Below are 11,171 nucleotides of genomic sequence, written 5' to 3' on the forward strand. Positions count from 1 at the left end.
GATGAAGCGGACAGTCGAGACAGGAGACGAGCGGTGATGAGCACTCCCCAGGAGCGGACGGTCGCCGAGACCCCCAGCCTCCAGGAGCTCCAGCAGCGGGCCCTGGCCGCCGCCGCGCCCAAGGCGCACGGCGAGGGCGCGGCCATCGTCTGCGACCGGCTGGTGCGGATCTTCAGCGCGGAGGGGGTCGAGGTCCAGGCGCTCCAGGGCCTGGAACTGACCATCCGGCAGGGCGACCTGGTCGCCCTGGTCGGCGCCTCGGGCAGCGGCAAGTCCACCCTGCTGACCATCCTCGCCGGCTTGGACGTGCCGACCGCCGGCACCGCCACGGTGGCCGGCTGCGACCTGCTGGAGATGTCCGTCAAGGAGCGGCTGCGCTACCGGCGAGAGGTGGTCGGCTTCATCTGGCAGCAGACCGCCCGCAACCTGCTGCCCTTCCTCACCGCCGCCGAGAACATCGCCCTGCCGATGCAGCTGCGCGGCCGCCGCTCGGGCGCCGGCGGGGCCAGGCAGCAGGCGGCCCGGGTCGCGGAGCTGCTGGAGGCGCTGGAGATCGGGGACCTCGCCCACCGCAGGCCCAACGAACTCTCCGGCGGCCAGCAGCAGCGGGTCGCGATCGCGGTGGCGATGGCCAACAACCCGCCGGTGCTGCTCGCCGACGAGCCCACCGGCGAGCTGGACTCGGAGACCGCGGGGGTGATCTTCGAGTCCTTCCGCACCGTCAACCGGGAACTCGGCGCCACCGTCGTGATCGTCACCCACGACCCGATGGTCGCGGGCGAGGTCCGCCGCACGGTCGCGATCCGGGACGGGCGGACCGCCAGCGAGGTGCTGCGCCGCACGGTGACGGACGAGCACGGCGAGGAGTCGGTGAACGAGCGCGAGTACGTGATGCTGGATCGCAGCGGCCGGGTGCAGCTGCCGGTCAAGTTCCTGGAGTCGCTCGGCATGGAGCACCGGGTGGCCGTGGACCTCGCGGCCGACCACATCGAGGTCCGGCCGGACGACCTCGCCGGGCACTGAGCCGTACGGCGCGGTGCCCGGGGACGGGTCTTCGGGAGACGCACTGCCCGGGAGGTGCGGTGTCCGGGAGGCGGTGGCCGCCGCCTCCCGGGGCGGTCAGCCGTCGCCGCCCATCCGTTGGAAGAGGCCGCTGCCCTCGGCGTCCGTACGGAGGTCGGGCGGTGCCTCCTGCGCGGCGCGCTCGCCGCGGGAGGTGGCGGTGCAGAGCGCGAAGACGATCAGGGCACTGGCCGCCACGGCGAGGATGCCCAGTGCGGTCAGGACGCGGAGCCAGGTCAAGGAGTGCCTCCCGGGGGATGGTGCGGCCCACACCGACGTGCGCGACGCTCGCCGGGGAGGTATCGGCAGGTCGGGCCGCACGGTCGAGTGCCCACGGACGGTTCTTCCCGCCGGGTGGCGCACGAGAGGCCGCACACGTGGGCGCTCGATGCACTCGCAGGGCGCGTCACGCCATGTCGCGCGCCCCAGTGGTGGCGGCCGCCCGTCCCGTCCCGCCGTCCACCTGCGCCCGCAGGGCGCCGAGGTCCGGCTTCCCGAGGCCGTTCAGCGGGATCGCGGGCAGCAGCAGGAGCGTGTCCGGGGTGCTCCGGCCGAAGCCGTGCGCGCGCCCCCACCGGTGCAGCTGCTCGGCCGTCAGCCGCGAGCCGGGCGCGAGCGCGACGGCGGCGTGCACCCGCTCCAGGCGGTCCGGGTCGGTGGTCGTGAACATCACCGCCTCCCGGACCTCGGGGTGGGCGCGCAGCGGCTCCTCGATCTCGCGGGGGAAGACGTGGCGCCCCTCGACGATCGCCATCGGGTCGCGCCGCCCGGCCACCGTCAGATAGCCGGCCGCGTCCAGGCTGCCCAGGTCGCCGGTGCGCAGCCAGCCGTCCCTGAGCACCCGCTCGGTCAGCTCCGGGTCACGCCAGTAGCCGGCCATCGCGGTCGGCGTCCGCACGCAGATCTCCCCCGTGCGGTCCGGCGGCAGTTCGACGCCGTCCTCGTCCAGGATGCGCAGCCCGGTGTCCGGGTACGGGCGGCCGGCGGTGGTCAGCAGACGCGGTGCCAGGTGCTCGTCCGGGCTCAGCCGGGTGACCGGCCCGCACTCCGTCAGGCTGTAGGTCTGGTGCAGCACCCGGCCCAGCCGCCGGGTCGCCTCGGCCAGGCGCCGCGGCGCGGGCGCGCAGCCGGTGTAGCCGACCCGGCGCAGGCTCCCCGTGTCGGTCGTGGGCAGCAGCGGGTGGTCCAGCAGCCGGTACAGCAGGTGCGGGGGCAGGAACATCCGGGACACCCGGTGCCGCTCCACCGCGGCCAGTACGGCCCCGGCGTCGAACCCCTCCTGCATCACCACGGTGCCGCCCGAGGCCAGCGCCAGGTCCGCGGTGGTGCCGCCGCCGTGGCAGAGCGGGGTGCACAGCAGGAACACCGAGCCGGACAGCAGCCGCGGGCGCGGCGGGCGCGCGAAGCGGCGCAGCACCCCCTTCGGGCGCCCGGTGGTGCCGCCGGTGAACTTCACCGCCATCACGTCCTCGGGCCGGTAACGGGGTTCCAGCGGGGCGGGGGAGCAGACCGCGGCGAGGTCCAGCAGGTCCGTGCCGAGCCCGAGCGGCGAGGGCCCCAGGGCGAGCACGGCGGCCGAGGGCACGGCCCGCGCGATCCCGTCGGCCGCCGCCGCGCACCGGACCGGGTCGAAGACCAGTGCGGAGGTTCCGACGAACTCCGCCTGCGCCACCTGCTCCGCGACCGGCCAGTCCGGGAACGGCATCGCGACCCGGCAACCCAGCAGGTTCGCGGCCAGCCGCACCAGCAGCGCCTCCGGCCGGTTCCCGGCCAGCACCGTCACGCCGTCCCCGCGCCCGAGCCCGGCCCGCTCCAGGGCCCGGGCGGCGCGGTGCACCAGGTCCAGGCAGCGCTGCGCGCTCCACGCCTCGTCCCCGTACCGGATCGCCACCCGGCCGGGATCGCCCGCGAGCCCGTCCAGCACCAGTGCGGTGTACGTCGGAGCCGCCTCGGCCATGGCCCCTCCTCCTGTATGACGGGGCGTCAGCCTAGTGGATGGCCGGTCCCACGGATGCACTGCGGCGACCGGGGCCCCACCGGCACCGGCGGGCGCGCGCGGGCGGGGGTCAGCGGTGTCGGCGGTTGTTGTTAGGGTTCCCGGTCGGACGTGAAAAGGGGCTCGGGCTGGTGGGCGGCGGGGTGGATGCGGTCGTGGTGCCGCGCGGCGTGGTCGATCTGCGGGGCGAGGACGGGGCGGGGTTCGTCACCGTCTACCCGGCCGACGCCGTCGTGGTGGTGTCCGGGCTGCCCGGGGCCGGGAAGAGCACGCTGCTGCGGCGCTGGTCCGGGGCGGCCGTCCGGGCCGTGGACCCGCGGACGGTGCACGAGGCCTGCGAGGCCGTGATGCCCGCCGCCCTGCCGTACGCGGTGTACCGGCCCTGGGCCCGGCTGGAGCACTTCCGGCTGCTGCGCTCCTCGGTGCGCGGCGGCGGTCCGCTGCTGGTGCACGACTGCGGCAGTCGCGCCTGGATGCGGCGCTGGCTCGCCCGGGAGGCGAGCCGACGGGGCCGCGAACTGCACCTGGTACTGCTCGACGTCGGCGCCGCCACCGCGCTGGACGGCCAGCAGGCCCGCGGCCGGCACGCCTCCACCCGGGTCTTCGCCCGCCACCGCCGGGGCCTGGAGAGGCTGCTGGCCGCCTTCACCCGTCACGTGCGCTCCGGCGGCCCGATGCCGACGCCCGAGGCCTCGTCCGTGCTGCTGCTGGACGCCGTCTCCCGCTCCCGCGCCGAGGCGGTGCGCTTCGGGCCCGCCGGCTGACCACCGGCCACGGGCGGGGCCGCCACGGGCGAGAACCGGCCTACCCGGGGTCCATGATCGCCGGTTGGCCCCGCGGCGGCGCCCGGCACTGCCAGACTGGGGCCGGCAGAGTTCGACACCGAGAGAGGCCACACCCCGCATGTCCAGCAGCGCCGTCGTCGAGAATCCGTGGTTCCGCAGGTTCAACCCGTCCGACTCCGCGCCCGCCCGGATCGTGATCTTCCCGCACGCGGGCGGCTCGGCCAGCTACTACCTGGAGTACGCCAACGCGCTGGCGCCGCACGCCGACGTGCTCGCGGTCCAGTACCCGGGCCGGCAGAACCGCATCTCCGAGCCGACGATCCGCTCGGTGGCCGGGCTCGCCGAGGAACTCGCCCGGGAACTGCGGGAGTGGGCGGACCGGCCGCTCGCCTTCTTCGGGCACAGCATGGGCGCGGCCGTGGCCTTCGAGACCGCCCGCTGCTTCGAGCGTGACGGTGTGAAGGGCCCCGACCGGCTGTTCGTCTCGGCCTGCCGCGCGCCCCTGCTGGCCCGGACGAGCAGGATCCACCAGCTCCCGGACGACGAACTGCTCGCCGAGATCTCCGCGCTCGGCGGCACGGACGAGCGGGTCCTCGCCATCCCCGCCCTGCGGGAGCTGATCCTGCCGAGCCTGCGGGCCGACTACACGGCGATCGAGACCTACCACAGCTCCCCGGAGGCGACCGTGTCGCTGCCGATCACCGCCCTGGCCGGGGAGTCCGACCCGAACGCCGACGTCGACCAGGTCGGCGAGTGGGAGCGGCACACCACCGGCGCATTCGACCTGCGGGTCTTCCCCGGCGGGCACTTCTACCTGGCCGACCGGACCGCGGACGTGGTGGAGGTGCTCACCGCGCACCTGCGCGGCTGAGCCGGCCCGGGCGGGTACACCCGGGGCGCTCGGGCGGCGGCGGCAGCGGCAGCCGGCGGTGCGGATCGGACATCGCTCCGGCTCCCGCGCCGGACATTGCTCCGGACATCGCTCCGACTTTCGAACCGGTGTGCCCGTACCGGTGACCGGAGCGTGCCCGCTCGACTACTGTGCCTGCTTGACGGGCCATCAGTGGATCACCGGGAGGAAACCGTGCGCCGGATCGCCGTTGTCGGAGCGGGCCAGGCAGGCCTCCAGCTCGCGCTCGGGCTGGTGGCGGACGGGTACCGGGTGACGCTGGTCGCCGAGCGCACCCCGGAGCAGCTGCGCGGCGGCCGGGTGCTGTCCACCCAGGCGATGTTCGGCCCGGCGCTGCGGATCGAGGCGGCGGCCGGGCTGGACCTCTGGGCCGAGCAGGCGCCGGCCGTCTCCTCGGTGCAGGCCGTGCTGGCGGCGCCCCCCGGCGTGCGGGCGCTGGAGTACACCATGACACTGGACGAACCCGCCCAGTCGGTGGACCAGCGGCTCAAGCTGGCCGCCTGGCTGGAACTGCTGGCCGAACGCGGCGGCGAGATCGAGTACCGCACGCTGGACCGCGCCGGACTGCAGGAACTGGCCCTGCGGCACGAGCTGACCGTGGTCGCGGCCGGGCGCGGCGCCCTGTCCGGGATCTTCGAGCGCGACGCCGTCCGCTCGCCCTTCGACCGGCCGCAGCGGGCACTGTCCTGCCTGTACGCCCACGGCGTCGGCTCGCCGGACCCGGCCGCCGGACCGAGGGCCCGGATGAACGCCCTGCCCGGCCTCGGGGAGCTGTACCTGCAGCCGGCGCTGACCCTCTCCGGCCCCTGCGACATCCTGCTCTGGGAGGCGCTGCCCGGCAGCCCGCTGGACGCCTTCGGCGACGCCCCGCCGCCGGACGTCCAACTGGCCCGGATCCGCGAGCTGTTGAGCGAGTACCTGCCCTGGGAGGCGGAACTCTGGACGGAGGCCGAGCCGACCGACGCGGGGGCCGGACTGTTCGGCGCGGTCACCCCGGTGGTCCGCCGCCCGGTCGCCGAACTCGGCTCGGGCGTCGACGCCGTCCACGTGCTCGGCCTCGGCGACGCGGTGGTGGTGACCGACCCCATCACCGGACAGGGCGCCAACAACGCCGCCCGCGCGGCCGAGGCCTACCGCCAGGCCGTCGTCGAGCACGGCGACGCCCCGTACACCGCCGACTGGATGTGCCGCACCGCCGAGCGGTTCTGGCAGCAACAGGCCCGCCACAGCGTGGAGTTCACAGCCGCCATGCTGACCGTGCCGGACCACCTCCAGGACGTGTTCGCGGCCGCCGCCGAACACCCGGAAGTCGGCCGCCGGCTCGCCAACACCTACGCCGAACCCAGCGACCACGCCGCCTGGCTGGCCACCCCCGACCTGGCCGCCGCCTACCTCGCCACGCTCGGCTAGCACCGCGGATCCCCAGGCCCGCGACTGCGGGCTCCCGCCGGCATGCGGCCGAGAGCCCCGTCCTAGCCTGGAGCCGTGATGACCATCTCGTCGATCCTCGGGCAGTTCGATCTCTGTGCGGACAAGGCGGAGTTCCCGGACCTGGACAACGGCTACTACTACCCGGTCGACGCGCGGATCCGCCTGTTCGGCGACAGCACGCACTGGGCAGTAGTCGCCGAGCTGCTGGGCTACAACCCGCGCGGGGGCAACCTCATCGACGTCGTCCACAGCTTCGGCAACTGCCTGACACATGGCGAGCCCGGCTTCAGCGGCTTCCTGCCCCGGGTGGACAACATGGCGGAGATCGATCCCGACGGCACCGAGGTCTATGCGGGAGAGGTCCCGGTCGTCGTCCGCGGCACCGCGCTGGCAGTCGACGCCGCCGCAGGCACCCCACTGCAGGACGTGTTCCGTCGGCTGGCGCCCGCGAACAGGGGGCTTCTGCTGGCCGACGAGACGGAACTGCGGGCCGCCGTTCCCTCCGACCTGCCGGCGCTGCTGCGGCTCGATGAGTGGAACCAACCGGAGGACTTCTGGGACGTCAAGCCCAGCGCGCACGAGACCTTCCGGATGATCGCCGAAGTCCTCGACTCCGGGGACCCGGCCCGCTACCGGCCCACGCTCCCGGCGAACACCCACTGGTCCCACTGGCCGGACGCCGGAAGCCTGTGACGTCCACCCCCACGTGCCCGCGGCTCCCCGCCACCTTCGTGCAGGACTGTGCGACATCCCGTGAGTTCTCCTGACGCCCGCTGAGTGACCAAGGCTGTGGCCAGGGGCTTCTTCCTCCTTCGAGTGCTCTGTTGGACTGTGACGTAACTTCGGGATTCCTGAAGCGCTCTCAGCGAACCACGGGCACCTCAGTCGGTATCAGTCGCGGCGAGCACGGCCAAGCGCCGCCGGCCTGAGGAAAGCGCGGCCAGACCGATGTCCCAGGCCACCTGCTCGAACCACTTCGTCTCGGCGCCGAAGCCGTGCCAGACGCAGTCCAGTACTTGTGCTTCGACCTCAGCGGCGGTGGAGCCCTCCGGGCTTCCGGCCAGCTCGGCCAGGGATTGCCAGGTTGCCAACCGGCCGTAGGCGCCGTAGGAACCGGAGTTGTATGCCCCTCCCGTCGACGCCGCCGAGAAGAGCACTCGCCATGCCTGGGCCGGCGGACGGATAGCTACCGACAGAGGGGCCTTCTTCCCCGCTCCGTGCAGACACTCCAGCCCCAGCGTCAGGAGCGCGGTCGGGACCGACTCGGCGTCCAGGGGTTCCGCGAGGTCGAACACGCGCGCCTCGATACGCCCGTTGGACTCTTCGGCCCAGTTCGCCACGGCCCTGCCCATCGCCGTGGCAGCGGCCGGTGTTGTCGCCTCCTCCGCCGACGGGACGCGTGCGTCGGCGATCACCGCCAGTTCGCGACTCTCCGATGGTCCGTACGGCATCGAGTGGCTGCTGCCGCGGATGCTGTAGCTCGGCAGATCCGCATTTCCCTCCACGTCGGACAGAGTCAGGGGCAGCCAGCCCAGCGGGTGATGACTCCAATGCGGCGACGTCGCCCAACCCACGATCCCTGGCGTGTCCTCGACGACCACGCCCCTGAGAACCAGCTCATGGACCAGGCAGGCCCGAAGTTCCTCCGAAGCGCGGCCGGTGAACGCCGCAGCCAGGTCAGTCGCCTCGTGACTGGACGCCAGCAACGAAGCTGTGTAGCGATCCAGCTTCCTGCTGGCGACCTCATCCGAGGAGACCAGCCGCAACGCCTGGGTGACATTCTCGGGATCAGCGGTGGTGGCCAACAGCCGAAGCAGATGGTCGAAGACGCTTCGGTACTGCCACATCTGCCCCCCGGTGCCGTAAGTCCTGGTGAGAGCGATGCCAAGGTCCGCGGCAAAGGCAGCATCCCCCTGCGCGACCCGGCCATCGACCACCGCCCATATACCGGTGACGTTCTTCAGGTCCGGCAGCCCCGTTACGATCTTCTGTATCTGATCAGCCACGGCCCTGAGCCTACGCATTCGACGGCCCCAACTCATCTCATAAACGACCCGACCCCGCCACCACCTGGACCGGCAGCTGGGTCGCCCGACTCGCCGCACCCTCCGCCGAACGCGTCGGCGCCGGCGACCAGCAGATCCTCATCGATCATTCCACCGGCTCTCCGGGCACCCAACCCGACGGGGCCACGACGGACGGACCGTCACCCACGGCGGACCGCTGCGCCTGTGGGACCAGGTCGAGGACGCCGTCGAAGCCTGGCAGGCGGCCGGCGCACCGCACCAGGAGCACTTCGGCATCACCGTCACCGGCGACGGGCAGCGGGTCTGGCTCGGCAGCGAGGACGGGTCCGGCCGGCGCCTGCCCGTGTGACCAGCGGCTCCGGGATGCGAACCGGGCCCGTCGCTCGTGATGCCAGCATGTCGGGGTGTCCGGATCAGCGGCTGCAGAAGCAACGGGTATGGCTGACCTGGGGCGATGCGTTGGTCACCCCACGGGCGGGGTCGGGTGGGGTAGTTCGGGGGTGCTCCTCGCCTCGGCGAGCACGACGCGACCGCCCATCAGCGCCGGGGTGTCATGGCCCCTCTTGCCCGCACCTTGGCTGGACCCCTCGATTTAGGCCCCGCGGAACATCGCCTGAGCGAGATCAACATCATGACGGGGCTCTGGCTGGGCTGAGGGCATGGCGGTGCTGCTGCTGATCGTGCTCCGACGCTGGCAGGGCAAGATGCGGCTTCGCACGGGCTTCCACCGTTCGTTGCTGTAACCCATCCAGGATCATCCTGTGGCGGCTTCGGGCTCACCTTGGCTGGACTCCGCCAAGGGCCGGCGCCAAGCTGAACCGCCGTGACCGACCTCCGCCATTCGAGGGAGCCCGAGCCCAGCTCAAGCCGAGGTCTGGATGACGCGCCACCAGGTCGGACCCTGCGTCCATACAGCCCTACACTCGATCACTTATCGCACAAGGTAAATCACAATAAGTGATTGATCGGCTATGACCTGCCGCGCTGCCGCACGGCGGAAAAGGCTTCACCCAAGCCAGGAAGTCAGGACACATCGTGATCAGACATCACGCCCCACAACAACCGCCCTCCGGAGTGGAGGTGAGACGAGGCCAAGCCCGCAGGGGCGTCGGCGCTCGTGAGCAGTGGCGGCGGGCGGGGGTGGTAGCGGGACTGTGCGTGGCTCTGTCCGGCGCCGGACCGACCCCCGCGATCGCCGCACAGGTGGGGGCCACTCCGGCCACCGTCCCGGTGCAGGCGCGAGGGGCTGACCCATCGTTCACCTTCGGCTTCACCGGGACCCCGCAGACCCTCACCGTCCCCGCGAACGCGGTCGTCACCATCACCGCGGACGGCGCAGGCGGTGCCGACAACACCGGCACCGCCTGCGGCTTCACCGGGAGCGGGGGGACGGGGGTGCGCGTCGTCACCACACTGCCGGTGACCAGCGCCCCGGTGATCTACACCGTCAACGTCGGCGGCACCGGCACCGCCGGCTGCAACGGAACCGGCACCGGCGGATACAACGGCGGCGGCGCGGGCGGTACCTCAAGCCAACCCACGGGTCAGTTTCGGAGAGGTTCCGGAGGAGGCGGGGCGTCCAGCGTCAGCACCGGCACCGATCTCCTCGTCGTCGCCGGCGGCGGCGGTGCCGACGGCGGAGCCCCCTTCGCCGGCACGGTCGCGGGGGGAAACGGGGGCAACGGCGGCACACCGGACGCCACCGCCGGCACCACCGGAGCATCCGACAGCGGCGGTTCGCCGGGATCCGGCGGACAAGGCGGCAGCACCAGCACCACGACGGGCGGCGCCGGCGGAGCGGCGGCCACCCCCACCGGAGGCTGCACGCCCGCCGCAGGTAGCCCAGGAAGCGGCTTCACCGGCACCACGGTCGGCACCGGCGGCGTCGGCGGCAACAACACCGGTGGCAACTGCGTAGCCGCCGGAGCCGGGGGAGGCGGAGGCGGAGGCTACTTCGGGGGTGGCGGAGGCGGCTCCGCCACCCCCGGCAGCAGCGGTCTCGGCCGCGCGGGTGGTGGCGGTGGTGGCGGAGGCAGCAGCTTCGCCACTCCGACGGGCGTCGGGACGGCCTATGCGGCCTCGACGATCGGGACGGCGAACCAGAACGGTCAGGTGATCATCTCCTACACGGTGGCCCCGTCCTTGACCATCACCAAGACCCACACCGGGAAGTTCGTCCAAGGCCGGGACGGCGAGTACACCATCACCGTCGGCAACGCCGGACCCGGGGCAACCGACGGTACCACCGTCACCGTCACCGACACCCTCCCCGCAGGGCTCAGGGCCGACAGCATCAGCGGCACGGGCTGGACCTGCGACCGCGACACCCTCACCTGCACCCGCAGTGACGTCCTGCCCGCCGGGAGCAGCTACCCGCCCATCACGCTGCAGGTCGATGTCTCCTGCAAGGCCGACGACGAGGTCACCAACACCGCGACCGTCACCGGAGGCGGCGACACCACCATCCACACCGCCACCGATCCCACCGCGATCAAGCACCACAAGCACCACAAGCACGACAAACACGACATGCGCTGCGACCGCCACGAACACTGGTAGGCCAACCGGCTCCGACGACCACCTCCATGCGGACCCGCCGTCCTCGCCCGGCTCAAGCCGAGCTCGGCGAGGACGGCGCCCGCACTGTCGCTGACCGCCCCCTGCGGGAACGCCTCCGAGGATTCGGCTGACGGTGCCACACGACCCGTTGGGCGCTGCGAAGGCCTCAGCGGCGGTCTTCGCCGACATCGCGTGGCCATGCCTGCTGACGCGAGCGGCCACCGCGGCGAGGCCTTCCAGTCTGATATCTCCAGGCACCGCTCACCGGGTCTTCGTGGACTCCTTGCGGAGGAGTTCCTCAGCGGTGCACCCATGGGGGCCGGGCCTGTCAAGCGCGTGTGGCTGTCTGGCCTCGGGGTTTTGTCTTGTTGCTTCCGGGGCGGGGTGGTCTGCATGGCTTC

At 72.8% G+C, this 11,171-nt stretch carries 9 protein-coding genes; 6 read left to right on the forward strand and 3 right to left on the reverse strand.

The window, feature by feature from the left end:
- Nucleotides 1–36: 36 nt before the first annotated feature.
- Nucleotides 37–1,023, forward strand: coding sequence for an ABC transporter ATP-binding protein (locus tag ACGF0D_RS21565; protein ID WP_392883479.1), 987 nt, complete (start codon nucleotides 37–39; stop codon nucleotides 1,021–1,023).
- 96 nt (nucleotides 1,024–1,119) lie between these two features.
- On the opposite strand, the gene ACGF0D_RS21570 is transcribed toward ACGF0D_RS21565, so the two are convergent.
- Together ACGF0D_RS21570 and ACGF0D_RS21575 are read right to left on the reverse strand one after the other, a co-directional pair.
- Nucleotides 1,120–1,302 (reverse strand): hypothetical protein, encoded by a 183-nt coding sequence (locus ACGF0D_RS21570; protein WP_392883477.1) that lies wholly within the window; start codon nucleotides 1,300–1,302, stop codon nucleotides 1,120–1,122.
- 166 nt (nucleotides 1,303–1,468) lie between these two features.
- Nucleotides 1,469–3,019, reverse strand: coding sequence for an AMP-binding protein (locus ACGF0D_RS21575; protein ID WP_392918506.1), 1,551 nt, complete (start codon nucleotides 3,017–3,019; stop codon nucleotides 1,469–1,471).
- Nucleotides 3,020–3,201: 182 nt separating this feature from the next.
- Between ACGF0D_RS21575 and ACGF0D_RS21580 the strand changes: the two genes are divergently transcribed.
- The 4 genes from ACGF0D_RS21580 (at nucleotide 3,202) to ACGF0D_RS21595 (ending at nucleotide 6,877) form a co-directional block, all read left to right on the forward strand.
- On the forward strand, nucleotides 3,202–3,822 hold the full coding sequence (locus ACGF0D_RS21580) for an AAA family ATPase (RefSeq protein WP_392918509.1): 621 nt from the start codon (nucleotides 3,202–3,204) through the stop codon (nucleotides 3,820–3,822).
- Between the two features lie 139 nt (nucleotides 3,823–3,961).
- Nucleotides 3,962–4,714, forward strand: a complete 753-nt coding sequence (locus tag ACGF0D_RS21585; protein ID WP_392918511.1) for a thioesterase II family protein — start codon at nucleotides 3,962–3,964, stop codon at nucleotides 4,712–4,714.
- A gap of 213 nt (nucleotides 4,715–4,927) precedes the next feature.
- Nucleotides 4,928–6,163, forward strand: a complete 1,236-nt coding sequence (locus ACGF0D_RS21590; protein ID WP_392918513.1) for a styrene monooxygenase/indole monooxygenase family protein — start codon at nucleotides 4,928–4,930, stop codon at nucleotides 6,161–6,163.
- Between the two features lie 78 nt (nucleotides 6,164–6,241).
- Complete coding sequence (locus ACGF0D_RS21595; RefSeq protein ID WP_392918526.1) at nucleotides 6,242–6,877, forward strand: DUF7003 family protein; 636 nt, start codon at nucleotides 6,242–6,244, stop codon at nucleotides 6,875–6,877.
- Nucleotides 6,878–7,065: 188 nt separating this feature from the next.
- Here the strand turns inward: ACGF0D_RS21595 and ACGF0D_RS21600 are convergent, their stop codons facing one another.
- On the reverse strand, nucleotides 7,066–8,190 hold the full coding sequence (locus tag ACGF0D_RS21600; RefSeq protein WP_392918515.1) for a DUF6183 family protein: 1,125 nt from the start codon (nucleotides 8,188–8,190) through the stop codon (nucleotides 7,066–7,068).
- Between the two features lie 1,179 nt (nucleotides 8,191–9,369).
- On the opposite strand from ACGF0D_RS21600, the gene ACGF0D_RS21605 reads away from it, so the two are divergent.
- Nucleotides 9,370–10,770 (forward strand): hypothetical protein, encoded by a 1,401-nt coding sequence (locus ACGF0D_RS21605; RefSeq protein WP_392918517.1) that lies wholly within the window; start codon nucleotides 9,370–9,372, stop codon nucleotides 10,768–10,770.
- Nucleotides 10,771–11,171: the final 401 nt, after the last annotated feature.

The organism is Kitasatospora sp. NPDC048298, assembly GCF_043201465.1.
GTDB lineage: Bacteria > Actinomycetota > Actinomycetes > Streptomycetales > Streptomycetaceae > Kitasatospora.

Bases quoted from the DNA above. Each gene is read 5' to 3' on its own strand.
- ACGF0D_RS21575 (WP_392918506.1), bottom strand. From the start codon at position 3,019: ATGGCCGAGGCGGCTCCGACGTACACCGCACTGGTGCTGGACGGGCTC.
- ACGF0D_RS21565 (WP_392883479.1), top strand. From the start codon at position 37: ATGAGCACTCCCCAGGAGCGGACGGTCGCCGAGACCCCCAGCCTCCAG.
- ACGF0D_RS21585 (WP_392918511.1), top strand. From the start codon at position 3,962: ATGTCCAGCAGCGCCGTCGTCGAGAATCCGTGGTTCCGCAGGTTCAAC.
- ACGF0D_RS21595 (WP_392918526.1), top strand. From the start codon at position 6,242: ATGACCATCTCGTCGATCCTCGGGCAGTTCGATCTCTGTGCGGACAAG.